At 69.3% G+C, this 19277-nt stretch carries 23 protein-coding genes; 6 read left to right on the forward strand and 17 right to left on the reverse strand.

Annotated elements, in window-relative coordinates; all coding sequences use genetic code 11:
• From trpC to ABQE89_RS10545, 3 genes are all read right to left on the reverse strand, one after another.
• On the reverse strand, positions 1 to 819 hold the full coding sequence (gene trpC / locus ABQE89_RS10535) for an indole-3-glycerol phosphate synthase TrpC (protein WP_448416270.1): 819 nt from the start codon (positions 817 to 819) through the stop codon (positions 1 to 3).
• A gap of 71 nt (positions 820 to 890) precedes the next feature.
• A complete protein-coding gene (locus ABQE89_RS10540; RefSeq protein WP_448416271.1) occupies positions 891 to 1484 on the reverse strand; it encodes a TIGR02234 family membrane protein in 594 nt (197 codons plus the stop codon).
• Positions 1481 to 3016, reverse strand: a complete 1536-nt coding sequence (locus tag ABQE89_RS10545) for an anthranilate synthase component I (protein WP_448416272.1) — start codon at positions 3014 to 3016, stop codon at positions 1481 to 1483. The genes ABQE89_RS10540 and ABQE89_RS10545 overlap by 4 nt, the downstream gene beginning before the upstream one ends.
• Before the next feature lie 48 nt (positions 3017 to 3064).
• Between ABQE89_RS10545 and ABQE89_RS10550 the strand changes: the two genes are divergently transcribed.
• From ABQE89_RS10550 to ABQE89_RS10560, 3 genes are read left to right on the forward strand one after another with little or no spacing between them, the layout of a single operon-like run.
• Positions 3065 to 3529 carry a peroxiredoxin gene (locus tag ABQE89_RS10550; protein ID WP_448416273.1) on the forward strand — a complete coding sequence of 155 codons (465 nt, stop codon included), beginning with the start codon at positions 3065 to 3067 and terminating at the stop codon, positions 3527 to 3529.
• A 59-nt stretch (positions 3530 to 3588) separates the two neighbouring features.
• Positions 3589 to 4329, forward strand: coding sequence for an alpha/beta fold hydrolase (locus tag ABQE89_RS10555; RefSeq protein ID WP_448416382.1), 741 nt, complete (start codon positions 3589 to 3591; stop codon positions 4327 to 4329).
• A complete protein-coding gene (locus tag ABQE89_RS10560) occupies positions 4326 to 5474 on the forward strand; it encodes a PP2C family protein-serine/threonine phosphatase (RefSeq protein WP_448416274.1) in 1149 nt (382 codons plus the stop codon). Before ABQE89_RS10555 ends, ABQE89_RS10560 begins: the two co-directional genes overlap by 4 nt.
• Positions 5475 to 5483: 9 nt before the next feature.
• Here ABQE89_RS10560 and hisI read toward each other — a convergent pair whose 3' ends face one another.
• Genes hisI through hisD form a run of 8 tightly spaced genes read right to left on the reverse strand, consistent with a single transcriptional unit; the run spans position 5484 to position 11872 of the window.
• Positions 5484 to 5831 carry a phosphoribosyl-AMP cyclohydrolase gene (gene hisI, locus ABQE89_RS10565; protein ID WP_448416275.1) on the reverse strand — a complete coding sequence of 116 codons (348 nt, stop codon included), beginning with the start codon at positions 5829 to 5831 and terminating at the stop codon, positions 5484 to 5486.
• A complete protein-coding gene (gene hisF / locus ABQE89_RS10570) occupies positions 5828 to 6610 on the reverse strand; it encodes an imidazole glycerol phosphate synthase subunit HisF (RefSeq protein WP_448416276.1) in 783 nt (260 codons plus the stop codon). Before hisF ends, hisI begins: the two co-directional genes overlap by 4 nt.
• A gap of 1 nt (position 6611) precedes the next feature.
• A complete protein-coding gene (locus ABQE89_RS10575; RefSeq protein WP_448416277.1) occupies positions 6612 to 7427 on the reverse strand; it encodes an inositol monophosphatase family protein in 816 nt (271 codons plus the stop codon).
• Positions 7428 to 7434: 7 nt separating this feature from the next.
• Positions 7435 to 8169: a bifunctional 1-(5-phosphoribosyl)-5-((5-phosphoribosylamino)methylideneamino)imidazole-4-carboxamide isomerase/phosphoribosylanthranilate isomerase PriA gene (gene priA / locus ABQE89_RS10580; RefSeq protein ID WP_448416278.1), complete on the reverse strand. Its 735-nt coding sequence runs from the start codon at positions 8167 to 8169 to the stop codon at positions 7435 to 7437.
• Between the two features lie 10 nt (positions 8170 to 8179).
• Positions 8180 to 8797: an imidazole glycerol phosphate synthase subunit HisH gene (hisH, locus tag ABQE89_RS10585; RefSeq protein WP_448416279.1), complete on the reverse strand. Its 618-nt coding sequence runs from the start codon at positions 8795 to 8797 to the stop codon at positions 8180 to 8182.
• The gene (hisB, locus tag ABQE89_RS10590) at positions 8794 to 9417 is read right to left on the reverse strand and encodes an imidazoleglycerol-phosphate dehydratase HisB (protein ID WP_448416280.1); all 624 of its coding nucleotides are present in this window, start codon (positions 9415 to 9417) and stop codon (positions 8794 to 8796) included. The genes hisH and hisB overlap by 4 nt, the downstream gene beginning before the upstream one ends.
• Positions 9414 to 10562, reverse strand: a complete 1149-nt coding sequence (locus tag ABQE89_RS10595; protein ID WP_448416281.1) for a histidinol-phosphate transaminase — start codon at positions 10560 to 10562, stop codon at positions 9414 to 9416. Before ABQE89_RS10595 ends, hisB begins: the two co-directional genes overlap by 4 nt.
• Positions 10559 to 11872, reverse strand: coding sequence for a histidinol dehydrogenase (gene hisD / locus ABQE89_RS10600; protein ID WP_448416383.1), 1314 nt, complete (start codon positions 11870 to 11872; stop codon positions 10559 to 10561). The genes ABQE89_RS10595 and hisD overlap by 4 nt, the downstream gene beginning before the upstream one ends.
• A 93-nt stretch (positions 11873 to 11965) precedes the next feature.
• Here hisD and ABQE89_RS10605 point away from each other — a divergent pair, with 93 nt between their 5' ends.
• Positions 11966 to 12376: a nitroreductase family deazaflavin-dependent oxidoreductase gene (locus ABQE89_RS10605; RefSeq protein ID WP_448416282.1), complete on the forward strand. Its 411-nt coding sequence runs from the start codon at positions 11966 to 11968 to the stop codon at positions 12374 to 12376.
• A 10-nt stretch (positions 12377 to 12386) separates the two neighbouring features.
• On the opposite strand, the gene ABQE89_RS10610 is transcribed toward ABQE89_RS10605, so the two are convergent.
• From ABQE89_RS10610 to nadA, 4 genes are read right to left on the reverse strand one after another with little or no spacing between them, the layout of a single operon-like run.
• Positions 12387 to 12878, reverse strand: a complete 492-nt coding sequence (locus ABQE89_RS10610) for a hypothetical protein (RefSeq protein ID WP_448416283.1) — start codon at positions 12876 to 12878, stop codon at positions 12387 to 12389.
• Positions 12879 to 12933: 55 nt separating this feature from the next.
• Positions 12934 to 13800, reverse strand: coding sequence for a carboxylating nicotinate-nucleotide diphosphorylase (gene nadC, locus ABQE89_RS10615; RefSeq protein WP_448416384.1), 867 nt, complete (start codon positions 13798 to 13800; stop codon positions 12934 to 12936).
• Positions 13800 to 15323 (reverse strand): L-aspartate oxidase, encoded by a 1524-nt coding sequence (locus ABQE89_RS10620; RefSeq protein ID WP_448416284.1) that lies wholly within the window; start codon positions 15321 to 15323, stop codon positions 13800 to 13802. Before ABQE89_RS10620 ends, nadC begins: the two co-directional genes overlap by 1 nt.
• The gene (gene nadA, locus ABQE89_RS10625; protein WP_448416285.1) at positions 15320 to 16363 is read right to left on the reverse strand and encodes a quinolinate synthase NadA; all 1044 of its coding nucleotides are present in this window, start codon (positions 16361 to 16363) and stop codon (positions 15320 to 15322) included. The genes ABQE89_RS10620 and nadA overlap by 4 nt, the downstream gene beginning before the upstream one ends.
• Before the next feature lie 47 nt (positions 16364 to 16410).
• Here nadA and ABQE89_RS10630 point away from each other — a divergent pair, with 47 nt between their 5' ends.
• Positions 16411 to 17103 carry an NUDIX hydrolase gene (locus ABQE89_RS10630; RefSeq protein ID WP_448416286.1) on the forward strand — a complete coding sequence of 231 codons (693 nt, stop codon included), beginning with the start codon at positions 16411 to 16413 and terminating at the stop codon, positions 17101 to 17103.
• A 43-nt stretch (positions 17104 to 17146) separates the two neighbouring features.
• Complete coding sequence (locus ABQE89_RS10635; RefSeq protein ID WP_448416287.1) at positions 17147 to 18484, forward strand: lipase family protein; 1338 nt, start codon at positions 17147 to 17149, stop codon at positions 18482 to 18484.
• On the opposite strand, the gene ABQE89_RS10640 is transcribed toward ABQE89_RS10635, so the two are convergent.
• Entirely contained in the window at positions 18450 to 19082 is a 633-nt protein-coding gene (locus tag ABQE89_RS10640) for a DUF2567 domain-containing protein (RefSeq protein ID WP_448416288.1), read from the reverse strand. The two genes, ABQE89_RS10635 and ABQE89_RS10640, sit on opposite strands and share 35 nt — an antisense overlap.
• A complete protein-coding gene (bsaP, locus tag ABQE89_RS10645; RefSeq protein WP_448416289.1) occupies positions 19079 to 19270 on the reverse strand; it encodes a biotin synthase auxiliary protein BsaP in 192 nt (63 codons plus the stop codon). Before bsaP ends, ABQE89_RS10640 begins: the two co-directional genes overlap by 4 nt.
• Positions 19271 to 19277: the final 7 nt, after the last annotated feature.

Here is a 19277-nt window from a genome sequence, read left to right on the forward strand (position 1 = left end):
TCAGCGCGCGGGTTTGGGGCACGACGGATGGGTGCCCGCGGTGACCAGGTCGGCGACGGCGCCACGGGGATCACCACTGGTGACCAGTCCCTCACCGACGAGCACCGCGTCTGCGCCGGCACCGGCATAGGCGAGCAGATCCGCCGGGCCACGCACACCGGATTCCGCGATCCGGATGACGTTCGACGGTAACCCGGGAGCGATGCGGGCGAAGCAATCCCGATCGACGTTGAGTGTCTTGAGATCCCTGGCGTTGACACCGATCACCGACGCGCCGGCCTGCAGCGCGCGATCGGCCTCCTCCTCGGTGTGCACCTCGACCAGTGCGGTCATGCCCAGCGACTCGGTGCGCTCCAACAGGGACTCCAGCACCGGTTGTTCCAGCGCGGCCACGATCAACAGCAACATGTCGGCGCCGTGGGCGCGCGATTCGTGGATCTGGTACGGCCGGATGATGAAATCCTTGCGCAGTACCGGAACTGACACCACCGAACGGACGGCGTCGAGGTCCTCGAGCGAACCGTTGAACCGGCGCTGTTCGGTGAGCACGCTGATGATCCGCGCGCCGCCGTCCTGGTAGGAGCGGGCGAGTTCTGCCGGGTCGGCGATGGCGGCCAATTCACCGCGCGACGGGCTGGCGCGCTTGACCTCGGCGATCACCGCGATACCCGGTTCGCGCAGCGCGGCCATCACGTTCAGCGGCGGTGGCGCGTCCTTGGCCATTTCCTTGATGTCGGTGAGCGGAATGGCGGCTTCACGAGCGGCTACGTCGGCACGGACTCCTTCGATGATGGAGTCGAGCACGGTCGCCGAACTCATGTGTCTCGCTTCCTCTCCAAACCCGCCCGATGATCTTCATCGAAGGGTAGCCGCCACCACAGCACCGTCGATCACCGGCCCTTGTTGTCCGGTTCGCTGCGGTCCCGGGTCGGATCGGTGCCTTCGTCGAGCGCGTCCCAGAGCATTCGCTCTGACATCGTCGCGTCGGATTCCTCGGTCGTCACAGCTGGGCGACGGGTGTAGCGCAGCGCGGTCGAGCGCCCCGTGACCGCGGAGCGGATCAGCAGCACGGCCGCGACGAGGGTGACCGCCGCGGCGGCCAGGGTGATGCCCGCGCCCACGTAGTGCCGCTGCGAGCCGACCAGGTCGGCGACCGGCGCCTCGGCCAGATGGGACGCGCGTACCGCGACATCGCGCGTCACCCACAGGCTGATCGCCAGGTAGCCCATTCCTCCGCTGGCCACGGCCACCAACAGCGCCAACGCCCGAAGCGGCCAGCCACGAACGGCCAGCACCGCCACAGCCGCGGCAACCAGCAGCACCGCCAGCGGTATCAGCGCGGTCGACCACGTCGCACCGGAGAGCGCCACGGTCTTCGGTTGGCCCAACCCGTCGAAGGAGGTCACCGCCACCCAGGTCATGCGCGACGCGACCCACACCGCCGCCGCGGCGAGCACCAGAAGCCCCTGCGCGGCCCGGATCACGGCTCACCCAGCGTTTCCGCGGCGGCGATCGCGCTGAGCACCGCGCGTGCCTTGTTCGCCGCCTCGGTGTACTCGTAGGGCCCGTTGGAGTCGGCCACCACGCCGCCACCGGCCTGCACGTACGCGGTGCCGTCGCGCATCAGGGCGGTGCGGATGGCGATCGCGAAATCGGCGTTGCCCGCGAAGTCCAGGTAGCCCAGCACGCCGCCGTACAACCCGCGGCGGGTCTTCTCGACCTCTTCGATCAACTCCATCGCGCGGACCTTCGGCGCCCCTGACAACGTGCCGGCCGGGAAACAGGCCGTCACCGCGTCCAGCGCGGTCTTGTCGTCGGCGAGCAGTCCGGTCACCGTCGACACCAGGTGCATGACGTGGCTGTAGCGCTCGATGTGGCTGTAGTCCTCGACGCGCACGGTGCCCGGTTGGCAGACCCGGCCCAGGTCGTTGCGGCCGAGATCGACCAGCATCAGGTGCTCGGCGAGTTCCTTCTCGTCGGCGAGCAGGTCCTTCTCCAGCAGCAGGTCCTCTTCCTCGGTCGCGCCGCGCCAGCGGGTCCCGGCGATCGGGTGCGTGGTCGCCCGGCCGTCCTTGACCGTCACCAGCGCCTCGGGGCTGGAGCCCACGACCGAGAAATCCAGCCCACCTGCGGCGTCGGGCACGTTGAGCAGGTACATGTACGGGCTGGGGTTGGAGACCCGCAGCATTCGGTACACGTCGATCGGATCGGCGTCGGTGTCCATCTCGAAGCGCTGCGACGGCACCACCTGGAAGGCCTCGCCCGCCTCGATGTCGCCGACGAGTTTGTCGACGATCGCCGTGTACTCCTCGACGGTGCGCTGCGAGCGGTGCAGCGGTTCGGGCCTGCAAAACGTCGCCACCGTCGACGGCAGGTGCTCGGACAGGGCGGCGGTCATCACGTCGAGGCGCTTGACGGCGTCGTCGTAGGCCCAGTCGACCCGTTCGTCGGTGCCGTTCCAGTTCACCGCGTTGGCGATCAGCGTGATCGTGCCCTCGTGGTGGTCGACGGCGGCGATGTCGGTGGCGAGCAGCAGCAACATGTCGGGCAGTCCGAGATCGTCCACCGTCAGCGACGGCAGCCTCTCCAGGCGCCGGACCATGTCGTAGGCGAAGAAGCCGACCAGACCGCTGGACAGCGGCGGCAACCCGGCCAGCGGCTCGGTTCGCAACAGGTCCAGCGTCGTGCGCAGCGCGTCCAGCGGGTCGCCGCCCTGCGGGGCGTCGGTGGGCGTGGCGCCAAGCCACACCGCTTCACCGTCGCGGACCGTCAGCGCCGAGGGCGCCCCCGCGCCGATGAACGACCACCGCGACCAGGATCGGCCGTTCTCGGCGGACTCCAGCAGGAACGTCCCGGGCCGGTTGGCGGCCAGTTTGCGATACGCCGACAGCGGGGTCTCACTGTCGGCGAGCACCTTGCGGGTCACAGGTACCACGCGGTGCCCGGCGGCCAACGCGCGGAAGTCCTCGCGTGAGGTGGTGGTCGCGAGTGTGGTCGCGGAGGCTTTGGCCGGCACGTCTCGATTCTCCCAGACGGCCGCGCACCACCGCGTAGCGTGGCAGCCATGAAACGCGGCGACCAGGTTCCCGAGTTCGAACTGCCGGACCAGACGGGCACGATGCGGCGCCTCGGCGACTTGCTCGCCGACGGGCCGATCGTGCTGTTCTTCTACCCTGCCGCGATGACACCGGGCTGCACGAAGGAGGCCTGCCACTTCCGCGATCTGGCAGCCGAATTCGCCGCGGTCGGCGCGTGCCGCGTCGGCATCAGCACGGATCCGGTCGAAAAGCAGGCTCAGTTCGCCGACAAGCAGAGTTTCGACTATCCGCTGCTGTCCGACGCCGACGGCAGGGTGGCCGAACAGTTCGGGGTCAAGCGGGGGCTGCTCGGCAAGTTCATGCCGGTGAAGAGGACGACATTCGTCATCGACACAGACCGCACCGTGCTGGACGTCATCGCCAGTGAGATCAACATGGACACCCACGCCGACAAGGCCCTCGACGCACTGCGCGGGAGGCAGTCGGCTTGACAGACGTTCGGACGAGAAACAACGTCAGGATCGTCGGGGCCGACAACGGCCCGACGGTCATGCTCTCCCACGGATTCGGGTGCGATCAAAATCTGTGGCGTCGGGTGTGCCCGCAGCTGTCGCCGACGTTTCGGGTGGTGCTGTTCGACCACGTCGGGTCGGGTGGCGCCGACCCGACCGCGTGGGACGCGCAGCGGTATTCGTCACTGCAGGCCTACGCCGACGACGTGCTCGACATCGTCGATGAACTCGACCTGCGCGATGTGACGTTCGTCGGGCACTCCGTGGCCGCGATGATCGGCGTGCTGGCGGTGACGACCGACCCCGCTAGGTTCGCCAAGCTGGTGTTGCTGACGCCGTCGCCGTGCTACATCGACGACGACGGCTACCGTGGCGGGTTCTCCCGCGCCGACATCGACGACCTGCTGGAGTCCCTGGAGAGCAACTACCTGGGCTGGTCGCGTTCGATGGCGCCGGTGATCATGGGCGCCCCCGAACAGCCCGAACTCTCCGACGAACTCACCGACAGCTTCTGCCGCACCGACCCGGAGTGCGCGGCCGCGTTCGCGCGCGCGACCTTCCTGTCCGACAACCGTGCCGACCTGCCGCGCGTGTCGGTCCCGACGCTGGTGATCGAGGCCAGCCAGGACGCCATCGCCCCGCGCGAGGTGGGCGCCTACGTCCACCGTCACATCGACGGCAGCGAATTGGTGACGCTGGACACCGTCGGACACTGCCCGCACCTGAGCGCACCGCAGGCCACCGCCACCGCGATCGCGACCTTCGCCGCGTCCAAGTGAGCGTCGAAGACCTCTTCGAGAACGCCCCGTGCGGATATCTCGCCGCGGCGGTGGACCGACGCATCATCACGGTGAATCGGACGCTGGCCGACTGGCTGGGTTACCGAGCAGACGCGCTGACCGGCCGACTGTTCACCGACCTGATGTCGGTCGGCGGACGCATCCACTATGAAACCCACTTCGGTCCCCTGCTGCAACTGCACGGCGAGTTATCCGGGGTGGCAGTCGATTTGAAGACCGCCGATGGCTCTCGGCTGCCCGCCTTCGTCACCGCCAACGTGGGGACCGATGACGACGGCCGGCCCACCCTGATCCGGATGATCTTTCAGGACGCCAGCGATCGGCGCTCCTACGAGCGCGAATTGCTCGAGGCGCGACGGGAAGCCGAGCGTGAACACACCCGGGTGCAGGTGCTGGCGCGGACATTGCAGCGCTCACTGCTGCCACCGTCGCTGTCGCCTCCCCCTGGGCTGGTGGCGCACGCCTACTTCCATCCCGCTTCGGCCGACGAGGTGGGTGGCGACTTCTACGATCTTTTCCCGCTGTCGCCGCGCCGGTCGGGTTTTTTCATCGGCGACGTGTGCGGCAAGGGCGCCAACGCCGCGGCGCTGACCTCGTTGACGCGCTACACGCTGCGTGCCGCCTCGGTCATCGACGACGACCCGGTCGCCGTGCTGGCCAACCTGGACGCGGTCTTCCACCAGGAGGTGCACAGTGCCGCGATGCGGTTCTGCACGGTCATCTTCGGCATCCTCACCAGCAGCCAGCACGGGTTCGACGTACAACTGGCCAGCGGCGGACATCAGCCGCCGCTGCTGCTGACCGGTGACGGGACCGCGCGTTATGTCGACACGGTGGGCGGTCAAGCGGTCGGCCTCACCTCGCAACCGCGGTTCGTGTCGACCACGCTCTCGCTGATGCCCGGCGACACGCTGGTCTTCTACACCGACGGTCTGACCGAGGCCCGCACCGGCGTCGGCACCGAACGCTACGGCGACGACGCCCTGGTGGAGTTCGCGGCGGCACACGCGTCGAGCGGGCCCGCAGCGATCGTCGGCGCCATCCGCGGACTGCTCGACAGCCTGGGATCCGGCGTCGAGGACGACGTCGCAGTGTTGGCGTTGGGCGTACCCGCCGGTTCCTGAGCGGTGCCGCTAGCTCTCGGGCGCCAACAGAACATCGGCGTCAAAGCAGGAGTGCTCACCGGTGTGGCAGGCCGCGCCGACCTGGTCGACCTCCAGCAGTACGGTGTCGCCGTCGCAGTCCAGCCGCACCGAATGCACATGCTGGGTGTGACCCGACGTCGCGCCCTTGATCCACTGCTCACCCCGCGAGCGTGAATAGTAGGTCGCCTCACGGGTTTCCAGCGTTCTGGCCAACGCGTCGTCGTCCATCCACGCCACCATCAGCACCTGACCGGTGCCGCGCTCCTGCACCACCGCGGTGAACAACCCGTTGGCGTCGCGTTTGAGCCGCGAGGCGATGGCTGGATCCAAAGTCACCGCACCACAATCCCCTCCGCCGCCATCGCCGCCTTGACTTCGGCGATGGTCAGCTCCCGGAAGTGAAAGACGCTGGCGGCCAGCACGGCGTCGGCGCCTGCGGCCACCGCGGGCGCGAAATGCTCGACCGCCCCCGCGCCGCCGCTGGCGATCACCGGCACGTTCACCGCGCCGCGGACCGCCGCGATCATCGGCAGGTCGAAACCGGCCTTGGTGCCGTCGCAGTCCATCGAGTTCAGCAGGATCTCGCCGACGCCGAGTTCTGCTCCGCGCACGGCCCATTCGACGGCGTCGATACCGGTCCCCCGGCGTCCGCCGTGGGTGGTGACCTCCCAACCCGACGGTGTCGGTTCCTGACCCGCGGGGACGGTGCGGGCGTCGACCGACAACACGATGCACTGCGACCCGAACTGGCGCGACAACTCCGAGAGCAGTTCCGGACGTGCGATAGCCGCGGTGTTCACCGAGACCTTGTCGGCACCGGCCCGCAGCAGGGCGTCCACGTCGGCCACCGACCGCACACCGCCGCCGACGGTCAACGGGATGAAGACCTGTTCGGCGGTCCGCTTGACGACCTCGAGCATGGTGGCCCGGCCTGACGACGACGCGGTCACGTCGAGGAACGTGAGTTCGTCGGCGCCCTCGGCGTCGTAGACCGCGGCGAGTTCGACGGGATCGCCTGCGTCGCGGAGGTTCTCGAAATTGACCCCCTTGACCACTCGGCCGTCGTCGACGTCCAGGCACGGGATGACCCGGACCGCGAGATCCTTCGGGTTCAACTCAGAAATCCTCCGGGGAGCCGACGGAATGCAGAAGGTCCAGAAGTTCGGCGTGCGTGCCGGGGTCGCCCACCAACACCGACGGCGACTGCACCGTCCAGTCGGCGCCGGTGAGGTCGGTGACGGCACCACCTGCCGCGCGCACCAACGCCAGCCCGGCCGCGTGATCCCACACGTGGCCGCTGAAACTGATGGCGCCGCCCAGGATCCCGGCCGCGGTGTACGCGAGGTCGATGCCGGTCGCGCCGTGCATGCGCATCCGCGAGCACTTTCGGCTCAGGTTCTCGACGACCGCCAGCCGGTAACGGCCGGGCACCCGGCCACGCGAGTCGACGTTGAATGTGCCGACGCCGACGATGGAGTCGGCCAGCCGTCCGGACTGCAGCGGGGGCTGTTCGACACCGTTGTGGCGCAACGGTTCACCGACCACACCGGTGTAGCGGTCCCCGGTGAACGGCACCCAGGTCAGGCCCGCGACGGGTTCGCCGTCGCGCAGCAGGCCGAGCAGGATGGCCGCCATCGGTGAGCCGGCCGCGTAGTTGAACGTGCCGTCGATCGGGTCGAGCACCCACACCAGCGGCGACTCGAGGTCCGCGCCGCCGTATTCCTCGCCGTGCACCCCGATGCCGGTGCGGTTCGTCAGCGCCTCGGTCACCTGCCGTTCGATGGCCAGGTCCACCTCGGTGGCGAAGTCGTTGCCCTTCTTCTGCACCGCGGACTCGGCCCGGTGCCCTTCGATGAACGGCTTGACCGCCTCGTCCAGAATCGCGGCGGCCTCGGCGACCAGCGCATCGAGGTCCGTACCGTCCAGCGCCATCGCCGCCCTACTGCCTGACCGCGGACAGCGCTTCGGGCAGCGTGAAACGCCCGGCGTACAACGCCTTTCCCACGATCGCCCCCTCCACGCCGCGATCGGTCAGCGTGGCGATGGCCCGCAGGTCGTCGAGGCTGGACACGCCACCCGAGGCGATCACCGGCGCGTCGGTGCGCTCCGTGACATCGGTCAGCAATTCGAGATTCGGCCCGTTGAGGGTGCCGTCCTTGGTGACGTCGGTGACCACGAAACGGGAACAACCTTCGCGGTCAAGGCGTTCGAGCACCTCCCACAGGTCCCCGCCGTCGGTCTCCCACCCGCGGCCCCGCAGCCGGTGGTCGCCGTCGACGATCTTGACGTCCAACCCGACGGCCACCCGGTCGCCGTGTTCGGCGACGACCTTGGCGCACCACTGCGGGTTTTCCAGCGCCGCGGTGCCCAGATTCACCCGCGCGCAACCGGTGGCCAGCGCGGCGCTCAGCGACTCGTCGTCGCGGATCCCGCCGGACAGTTCCACGGCGACGTCGAGTTTGCCGACCACCTCGGCGAGCAGTTCCCGGTTGCTGCCCCGGCCGAACGCGGCGTCGAGGTCCACCAGGTGGATCCACTCGGCGCCGTCGCGCTGCCAGGTCATCGCGGCGTCAAGCGCCGAACCGTACTCGGTCTCGCTGCCGGCCTGGCCCTGGACCAGGCGCACCGCCCGGCCCTGCACCACGTCGACAGCGGGCAGAAGAATGAGAGACACGCTGCTCAACCTAGATCTCCCCGACCCAATTGCCCAAAAGCGCGGCGCCCGCGTCGCCGCTCTTCTCCGGATGGAACTGCGTGGCGGCCAGCGCACCGTCCTCGACCGCGGCCAGGAACGGCACGTGGTGGGTGGCCCAGGTCAGCGACGCCTCGGGGCTGCCCTCCCACTGCTGGGCGGCATAGGAGTGCACGAAGTAGAACCGCGTCGCGGGGTCCACACCGGCGAACAGGCGGGTGCCGGTCGGCGGGTCGACGACGTTCCACCCCATGTGCGGTATCACCGGCGCGTCCAACCGGATCACCGACCCCGGCCACTGACCGCAGCCGTCGGTCTCCACACCGAACTCCACGCCGCGGCTGAACAGGATCTGCATGCCGACGCAGACGCCGAGGACGGGACGACCCGCCGCCACCCGGTCGGCGATGATCGCGTCGCCGCCGACCTTGCGCAGCCCGGCCATGCAGGCCTCGAACGCGCCCACCCCGGGCACCACCAGACCGTCGGCGTTGCGGGCGGCGTCGGGGTCGGAGGTCACCTCCACGTCCGCGCCGACTCGTTGCAGTGCGCGCTGTGCCGATCGCAGATTGCCCGAGCCGTAGTCGAGGATGACGACTCGACGTGTCACAGCGAGCCTTTCGTGGACGGCACGCCGGTGACGCGCGGGTCGTACTCGACGGCCTGGCGCAGCGCACGGGCCACGGCCTTGTACTGCGCCTCGGTGATGTGATGCGGATCGCGTCCGTACAGGGTGCGCACGTGCAGCGCGATGCGCGCGTTCATCGCGATGGTCTCGAACACGTGCCGGTTGATCACCGTGTGGTAGGGCACCTCGCTGCCGGCGATGGTGGTGTGCAGCATGTGCTCGGGTTCTCCGGTGTGCACGCAGTAGGCCCGCCCCGACACGTCGACGGCGGCATGGGCGAGGGTCTCGTCCATCGGGATCCACGCGTCACCGAAGCGGCGGATGCCCTTCTTGTCGCCCAGCGCCTGCCCCAGCGCCTGACCGAACACGATCGCGGTGTCCTCGATGGTGTGGTGGCCTTCGATGTCGACGTCGCCCTTGGCGCGCACCGTCAGGTCGAAGCTGGCGTGGGTGCCCAGCGAGGTGAGCATGTGGTCGTAGAACGGCACACCAGTTTCGACGCTGACGACTCCGCTGCCGTCGAGGTCGAGTTCGACGGCGATGTCGGACTCCTTTGTGGTGCGCTCGATCCGGGCCCTGCGGGGCGTAATTGCTGTGCTCATATCGTCGATCCGCTCCTCACGTGCGCGGCAGATTGAAGTTCGGTGGCGGCCAGGCGCTCGCTGGCCGCCAGCAGCGCGTCGTTCTCCTCGGCCAGTCCGGTGGTGGCCCGTAGATATCCGGGGATGCCGACGTCCCGGATCAGGATGCCGTCGTCGAGGTAGCGCTGCCAGGTGGCCGGCGCGTCGGCGAACTCACCGAACAGCACGAAGTTGGCGTCGCTGGGAATGACTCGAAAGCCCATGCCCGCCAACGCTTCGGTGACCCGCTCGCGCTCGGAGATCAGCGTCGCGACGCTTCCCAGCGTGTCGTCGGCGTGGCGCAGCGCCGCCCTGGCGGCGGCCTGTGTCAGCGAGGACAGGTGATAGGGCAGCCGCACCAGCAGCATCGCGTCGATCACCGCCGGCGCGGCGATCAGGTAGCCGAGCCGGCCGCCCGCGAACGCGAACGCCTTGCTCATGGTCCGGGTGACGACGAGCTTGGTCGGATGCTCCGCGATGAGGTGCACCGCGCTGGGCTGAGAGGAGAATTCGCCGTAGGCCTCGTCGACGATCAACACCCCGGTCTGCATCGCGTCGAGCAGCAGGCGCAGCTCGTCGAGCGAAACGCTCTGGCCCGACGGGTTGTTGGGACTGGCCAGGAACACCACGTCCGGGCGGTGTTCGCCGATGGCCCGCACCGCCACTTCGACGTCCAGGCTGAAATCGTCGGCCCGGTTGGCCACCAGCCACGTCGTCTGGGTGCCGTCGGCGATGATGGGGTGCATCGAGTACGACGGCACGAAACCGATCGCGCTGCGCCCCGGCCCGCCGAACGCCTGCAGCAGTTGCTGCAGGATCTCGTTGGAGCCGTTGGCGGCCCAGAGGTTGTCCACGTCGAGGCCGGCACCCGTCTGCGCGCTGAGGTAGGTCGCCAAGTCGGTGCGCAGCGCCACCGCGTCGCGGTCGGGGTAGCGGTGCAGTTCGCCCGCCACCGCGAGCACCGAGGCAGCCACGTCGTCGACTAGTGCCTTCGTCGGCGGGTGCGGGTTCTCGTTGGTGTTGAGCCGCACCGGAACCTGCAACTGCGGCGCGCCGTAGGGGGATTTGCCCCGCAGGTCGTCGCGCAGCGGCAGGTCGGCCAGCGAGATGTTCTTGCCGATGCTCACCGCTCGAACCTCCGCCGAACCGCCTCACCGTGCGAGGGCAGGTTCTCGGCCTCGGCGAGGGTGATCACATGACCGGACACGTCTTTGAGCGCAGATTCGTCGTAGTCGACGACGTGGATGCCGCGCAGGAAGGTCTGCACCGACAGCCCGCTGGAGTGCCGCGCGCATCCGGCGGTGGGCAGCACGTGATTGGAGCCGGCGCAGTAGTCGCCAAGGCTCACCGGCGAGTACGGGCCGACGAATATCGCTCCCGCCGAACGGATTCGGTCAGCGACACCACGGGCGTCGGCGGTCTGGATCTCGAGGTGCTCGGCGGCGTAGGCGTTCACCGTGCGGACGCCCGCGTCGATGTCGTCGACGAGCACGATCGCCGACTGCGGGCCGGTCAGCGCCGCGGTCACCCGTTGCCGGTGCACGGTGGTCTGCAGTTGCCCGGCGAGCTCGCGGTCGACGGCGTCGGCCAGCGTCGTGCTGTCGGTGACCAGCACGCTGGCCGCCATCTCGTCGTGCTCGGCCTGGCTGATCAGGTCGGCGGCGACGTGCGCGGGGTCGGCGGTGTGGTCGGCGAGGATCGCGATCTCGGTGGGGCCGGCCTCGGCGTCGATACCGACCTGGGAACGGCAGATCCGCTTGGCAGCGGTGACGTAGATGTTGCCGGGGCCGGTGATCATGTCGACCGGAACCAGTTCAGTGCTGTCGGTGTCGGTTCCGCCGTAGGCCAGCAGCGCGATCGACTGTGCGCCGCCGACCGCCCACACCTCGTCGACGTCGAGCAGTCGCGCGGCCGCCAGGATCGTGGGATGCGGGAGGCCGTCGAATGCGGCCTGCGGCGGGCTGGCGATCGCCAGGGACGCCACGCCGGCGATCTGGGCGGGCACCACGTTCATCACCACACTGGACGGGTACACGGCGTTGCCGCCGGGCACATACAGCCCCACCCGCTGCACGGGCACCCACCGCTCGGTGACGGTCGCGCCCGGGGCGAGTTCGGTGACCGTGTCGGTGCGGCGTTGGTCGGCGTGCACCGCGCGAGCGCGGGCGATCGCGACCTCCAGGGCCGCCCGCACGTCGGCGCCGAGGTCGGCCAGCGCCGCGTCGAGCGCTGCGGCCGGCACCCGGACCGCGGCGGGGCGCACCCCGTCGAAGGATTCGCCGTAGTCGAGCGCGGCCTCGGCCCCATGCGCCGCCACGGCCTCGACGATCGGCCGGACATCGGGCAGCACCGCGTCGACGTCCACCCCGCCGCGCGGCAGCGCGGTGCGCAATTGTGCGGCGGACAGCGTGGTGCCGCGCAGATCGATACGCGCCATCGGGGGATTCACACAACCATTCTCCCAGAGCGGTACAAATCGATATCGCCGCACGTCAGCACGTTTCCGCGGGTAATGCGATAGGTTGCGGTCATGCGCGCGAAAGATCACCCCAACAATGCCCCCGGCATCCCGATGATTTTTCCGCCCTGGATCGAGAACCTGCAGGTCAAGTACTTCAACCGGATGGTCAAGCCGTTCGCGCCGTATCTGCCGGGAGTCGCGACCATCCACCATCTCGGCCGCAAGTCCTCGAAACCCTACGAGACGATCGTGACCGCCTATCGGAAGGGCAACACCGTGGCGGTCGCGCTCGGCCACGGCAAGACCGACTGGGTGAAGAACGTGCTGGCCGCGGGCGAGGCGGAGTTGCAGTACCGACGCCGCTCGGTACACCTGACCAATCCGCGCATCGTGCCCGCGGGCACCGGCGGCGAGGACCTGCCGGCCATGGCCCGGGCGCAGGCCAAGAAGGTCGCGATTTTCCTCGCCGACGTGTCCTGACTTCAGCGACCTACTTGCACAGCTCGGTGATCGCGCTGTTCGTCTCGTCGGCCTGTTTCAACCGGGCGGCCTGCTCGGGCTCCTCGTTCGGCGCGCCCGCGGTGGCGTGGGCGCCGATGTCCATTAGATCGTTGGCGAACTGCTCGACTTTGTTGGCGAGATCTTCGGGCGTCGCGGGGTCCAGCCGCGCGAGCAGGTACTGACCGCCGTCGTAGAGCGACACCCTGGCGTTGGCCGCCACCGCCTGGGCGCCCGTGACGTCTTCGGGCCCACCCGCCGGCGCCAGGTTCGTGTTGAGGGACACGCCGCGCCGTACGACGTCCATCGCCTTGCAGATCTGGACTTTCGCCTCTGCCCGCTGGATGGCGTCGTAGCCGTCCTCCTTGGCGAAGTCGACGCGATACAGCGTCCATCCGGCCAGCGCCACCGCGGCGATCGACAAGATCAGGGTGACGATGCCCAGCGCGTTGACGCGACGCGGTTCGTCATCGCTATATCCCACTGTGGCCCTCGATCAGTTTGCTCAGCGAAGAATCAGGCATGGGCAGATGGTAGCGCTAAACATCGAGGCCGATGTCCAACACCCGAACGGAGTGGGTCAGGGCGCCGACGGCCAGATAGTCGACACCGGTGGCGGCGTAGGCCGCGGCACTGTCCAGCGACAGCCCGCCCGAGGACTCCAGCCTGGTCGCCGGCGACCGTGAGTCGCGGCGCTGCACCGCGACCTGGGTCTGCCACACCGGGAAGTTGTCCAGCAGCACCAGCGCCTCATCGCCCAGGTCCTCGGCAAGCACCTCGTCGAGTTGCTCGAGCGAGTCGACCTCGACCTCGCACGGCAGTCCCGGCGCGGCCGCGCGGACCGCCCGCAGCGCCGCCACCACGGATCCGGCCGCGGCGACATGGTTGTCCTTGATCAGCGCGGCGTCGCCGAGCCCCATCCGGTGGTTCACCCCGCCGCCCACCCGCACGGCGTACTTCTGCAGCGCCCGCAGTCCGGGCAACGTCTTACGGGTGTCCCGGATCTGGGTCTTCGTCCCCTTGACCGCGCTCACCCAGCGCGCGGTCGTGGTGGCGATGCCCGACAGATGACACACCAGGTTCAACATCGTGCGTTCGGCTGTCAGCAGCCCCCTGGTGGGGGCGTCGACGGTGAGCACCACGCCGCCGCCGTCGAGTCGCGCGCCGTCCTCGACGCGACGGGTGACCACATAATCGTCGGCGCCGATCACCTCGTCGAGCACCAGGATCGCGAGGTCGGTTCCCGCGATCACGCCCGGTTCGCGCGCCACCAACGACGCCGTCATCCGCGCGTCGGCGGGCACGGTCGCCTCCGTGGTGACGTCGGGTCCGTACCGCAGGTCCTCCTCGAGCGCACGGGTGATCACCCCGCGGGCCTCGGTCAGTTCGTCGGCGGTGAGTTCCATCAGCACGCGGCCGGCACCAGGGTGGGAACGTAACGGTGGTGGCAGCCAAGAGATTCCGTGCGGGCCCTCGCCGCGGCCACCACGGCACCGGCGACCGTCGTCAACGCAACGTCCTCGAGGTCGGCCCGCGACAGCTGCGGTCGCGGCGTCGCCGCGTCCAGGATCTGAGCCAGCGCGCGCAGTCCGTCGTCGTCGCGGACCACCGAGGCGTACCGCGTCATCGCGCGTTGCAGTTCCGCGCGCGGTAGGGCATGGCGGGTAACCGGTTCGGGGAGCTGGGCTTTCGACGGCCCGGCCTCGGATGCGTGCGCCGCGGCGGCCTTCCCGGCGCGGCCCCCCACCACGAGACCCTCCAGCAGGCTGTTGGACGCCAGCCGGTTCGCACCGTGCATACCCGTGCGAGCGACCTCACCCGCCGCGAACAGGCCCGCCAGGTCAGTGCGCCCGTGCACGTCGGCGACCACGCCCCCACAGCTGTAGTGCGCACCGGGCACCACCGGAATCCACTCCTGTGTCGGGTCGATTCCGGCCGACCGACACGCCGCGGTGACCGTCGGAAACCGCTCGGCGAAGCCCTGGATGTGGCGGGCGTCGAGGTAGACGCAGGGGTCGCCGGTGGCGACCAACCGGGCCGCGATCGCCGAGGCGACGACGTCTCGCGGCGCCAGGTCCCCCATCGGATGCACGCCGGCGGTGACGGACTCGCCGCGGGCGTCCACCAGCACCGCGCCCTCGCCGCGCACCGCCTCGGTGATCAGCGGGCGCCTGCCGGCGGTGTGCCCGTCGAACAGCATGGTCGGGTGGAACTGGATGAACTCGAGGTCGGCCACCGGTAGCCCGGCCCACATCGCCAGCGCGACACCGTCACCCGTGGAACCCTCCGGGTTGGTGGTCGCCGAGTACAGATGGCCGAGGCCACCGCTGGCCAGCACCACAGACGGCGCGTGCAGCACGCCGAGGCCGTCCTCGTTGAGCACCACCACCCCGGTGACGGCGCCGTGGTCGTGAAGGATTTCCAGCGCGATGTGATTGCGCCGGATGTCCAGGCCGGCGGCCGCGGCGTCCAGCGTGCGCTGCACTTCGGCTCCGGTGGCGTCACCGCCAGCGTGAATGATCCGCCGTCGCGAGTGACCACCCTCGCGGGTCAGCGACCATCGCCCCGGCTCGGACTCGTCGAAACAGGCTCCGTCGTCGACCAGTTCGGCCACCGCGCGGTAGCCGTCGGCCACGATCGAACGGACCGCGTCCGGATCACACAGCCCGGCGCCCGCCGCCAGGGTGTCGGCGACGTGCGCGTCGACCGAATCCCCGTCCTCCCGCAGAATCTCGGGCAGCACGACGGCGATACCGCCCTGCGCATAGAACGTCGCGGTTTCGGCAGCCTTGCTCAGCACCACGACCTTGCGGCCGCGCCGGTGTGCGGCCAGTGCGGCGACCAGACCCGCGACTCCGGTGCCGACCACCACGACGTCGGCCCGCTGTCGCCAGTAGCCACGACCGCCGCAGGCCGCCGGTGCGCTCATTCGCCGCCGCCGGGCGTGCCGATCTCGATCATGCGTTGCACGCTGACGCGCGCTTTTCGCGCGGTCTCGGGATCGACGTCGACCTCGTCGCGGCCCTCGACCAGGCAGCGCAGCAGGGCCGCCGGGGTGATCATCTTCATGAACCGGCACGAGGCCCGGTCGTTGACCGCACGGAAATCGACTTCCGGTGCGGCGCGGCGCAACTGGTGCAACATGCCGACTTCGGTGGCGACCAGGACCTGGCGCGCGTTCGTTTCACGCGCGGCGTCGAGCATGCCGCCGGTGGACAGGATCTTGACCCGGTCGGCCGGGAAGGAACCCTCGCCCGCGAGGTAGAGCGCCGACGTCGCACAGCCGCATTCGGGGTGCACGAACAGTTCGGCGTCGGGATGGGTGCGGGCCTGGTCGGCCAGTTCGTCCCCGTTGATGCCGGCGTGCACGTGGCACTCGCCCGCCCACACGTGCAGGTTCTGCCTGCCGGTGACCCGCCGGACGTGGGCGCCGAGGAACTGATCGGGGCAGAACAGCACGTCGCGGTCCGCGGGTATCGACTCCACCACCTCGACGGCGTTCGACGAGGTGCAGCAGATGTCGGTCTCCGCCTTCACCGCCGCGGTGGTGTTGACATACGAAACCACAACGGCGTCAGGATATTCGGCCTTCCAGGCGCGTAGATCGTCGGCCGTGATCGAGTCGGCCAGCGAGCATCCGGCCCGCTGGTCCGGGATGAGCACGGTCTTGTCCGGCGACAGGATCTTCGCAGTCTCGGCCATGAAGTGCACACCGCAGAACACGATGGTGCCCTCGGTGGCCTCCGCGGCGATACGCGACAGCGCCAGCGAGTCGCCGACGTGGTCGGCCACGTCCTGAATCGCCGGAACCTGGTAGTTGTGCGCCAGAATTGTGGCTCCGCGCAGGTCGGCGAGGCGCCGGACTTCCGCGGCCCACTCCGCGTCGCCGTCGACGCCGGAATACCCGGTCGGACCGTCGGTGATCCGGTTCGCCATGTCGTCTGCGGGCATACGGTCGAGCACCGTCATGGCCGCCTCCTCCGTCGTATCGGAGTTTTCGACTTATAATCGAAAACATGGCATATATTAGCACCGCTCACGAGGTACTCGCCGCGGTGTTCCAGGTTCGCGGGGTCGACTCCCGAAAACCCGCACTTCACGTGCTGTTGTGGCAGCGCGCACTGGAACCGGAGGCCGGAAAGTGGTCGCTGCCCGGTGGTCGACTCGGCGACGAAGAGGATCTGACCAGCTCCGTTCGCCGACAACTGGCCGAGAAGGTCGACCTGCGTGAACTTGCTCACCTCGAGCAGCTCGCGGTGTTCTCCGACCCGCACCGGGTGCCCGGTCCGCGCACCATCGCCTCGACCTTCCTGGGCCTGGTGCCCTCCCCCGCCACCCCCGAACTGCCGCCGGACACCCGCTGGCACCCCGTCACCGATCTGCCGCCGATGGCGTTCGACCATGGCCCGATGGTCGACCACGCGCGCACCCGACTGGTGGCCAAGCTGTCCTACACGAACATCGGGTTTGCCTTGGCGCCAACTGAATTCGTGATCTCGTCGCTACGCGACATCTACAGCGCGGCACTCGGCCACCAGGTGGACGCGACGAACCTGCAGCGCGTGCTGGAACGGCGCAAGGTGATCACCCGCACCGGCACCACCGCGCGGTCGGGCAGAAGCGGGGGCCGGCCCGCAGCCCAGTACCGGTTCACCGACTCGCACTACCGGGTGACCGACGAATTCGCCGCCCTGCGCCCGCCTGGGTGAGGCAGAGTGGATTCTTAACGCTCTCTTAAGCAACAATGGCCGGATGACTTCGGGCAGCACCGCACCGCTCGCCGGTGCCGAGTGGATCGGGCACGCACCCCACCAGGAGCTGGCTCGGGGTTCGCGCCCGAAGCTGCCCGTCGACGACCCCTTCTACCAGCCGCCGGAGGGCTTCCAGCACGCGCAGCCGGGCACCGTCCTGCGCAGTCGCGACGTCGAGCTGGCGTTTCTGGGCCTGATACCGCAGAAGCTCGCGGCCACCCAGCTGCTCTACCGCACCACCGACCTCAACGGCCGCCCCGAGGCCTCGGTCACCACGGTGATCGTGCCCGCCGAACGGCAGCCCGGCGCCGTGACGCCGGTGGTGTCCTATCAGTGCGCGATCGACGCGGTGACCTCGCGATGCTTCCCGTCGTACGCGCTGCGCCGCAGGTCCTTGGCGCCCGGCGCGCTCGCCCAATTCGAGTTCTTCCTGATCGCCGCGGCCCTGGCCGAGGGGTGGGCGGTGTCCATCCCCGACCACGAGGGTCTGCACGGCTACTGGGGGACGCCGCACGAGCCCGGCTACCGCATTCTCGACGGTCTTCGGGCCGCGGTGAGCTGTGCGCGCCTCGACCTGTCCGAATCGGCGCCGATCGGGCTGTGGGGCTATTCCGGGGGCGGTCTGGCCTCGGCGTGGGCCGCGGAGGTGCACGCCGCCTACGCACCCGAACTCAACGTGGTCGGCGCAGTGCTCGGCTCGCCGGTCGGTGACCTCGGGCACACGTTTCGCCGGCTCAACGGCAGCTTCTATTCGGGGCTGCCCGCGATGGTGGTGGCGGCGCTGTCCCACGTGTATCCCGACCTCGACCGGATCATCCAGGAGCACGCCACCGACAAGGGCAAGGCGATGCTGCTGCGCGCCGAGAAGATGACCACCGCGCATGCGGTGCTGCGGTTCATCCGGATGGACATGGGCAAGCTGGTCGACGGGCGCCTCAACGAGATTCTGGACACTCCCGAGGTCAAGCACGTGTTCGACAGCATCAAGCTGGGCACCGCGGTGCCGACCCCGCCGGTGCTGATCGTGCAGGCGGTGCACGACCGCATCGTCTCGGTCGGCGACATCGACGAGCTCACCGAGACGTACCGGTCGGGCGGCGCGTCGGTGACGTATCACCGGGACATGTTCAGCGAGCACATGCTCTTGCACCCGATGTCGGCGCCGATGGCGTTGCGCTGGCTGATCGACCGGTTCGACGGCAGGCCGACCTCAGAGCACCTCGTGCGCACGACGTGGCCGACGCTGCTGAACCCGATGACCTACGCCGGGATGGCGCGGTTGGCCAAGATCGCCGCCAAGGTCATCACCGGGCGGACGGTAGAGCGCTCCCCGCTGTGACCGAGGGGTCGAGCGCCGGTCGCTCGACCGGCGGCCACGCGCCGAGGTCATCGCGTGGTGTGGACAGCACCAGCAGCGAATAGACCAGGGCCGCCACCGCGACAGGAAACAGGATCGTCATCGCGGCCTGCAGCGGCGAAGCCCCGAAGAACACCGCCGGCGCCTCCACCACATAGTGCACCCGCTGCTCCGGTGTGACCGGCGCGGCATCCACGTCGATCGCCCCGTAGCGCCAATGGACAAGCAGCGCACCGACTCCCGTCGCCGCCCCCGCGGCCGCCGCCGCCCCGACCGATAGCGTGGCGGCCATCAGCGGCCCACGGTGCGCGCGCCACTGCCACACCAGCACCGCCGCGATGACAGACATCGCGCACAGCATCCCCACGATCAAGAACGCCGCGACGAAGAAGTTGTCGGCCTCGTTACCCAGGTAGGCGCGGATACGGTCGCCACCCTTGGTCAGCGCGACCACACCGTGGATCGACGGCGCCACCACCGCCCACAGCGCCCCGATCGCCGCACCGGTGACCGTCATCGCGACGACAACGGTCAGCGCCGCGCGGCGACACGAAACACGGGGCGGTGCCGGATCGTTCATCGCTGCTCCAGATCCTGGGAGTCGGTCGGGCCGTGCCGCGAACAGGTGGCCGTCCAGCCGTCGGGTCGCACTTGCACGACCATCCGCCGTCCACATTCAGCGCAGAACCGCGGCGGCTCCAGACCGAGCCGGGCCGCTGTCGGCACCGCGGTGCCGTCGGGTTCTCCGGTGTAGACGTTGAACGCCATCAGTTAG

Source organism: Mycolicibacterium sp. XJ1819, assembly GCF_053483675.1.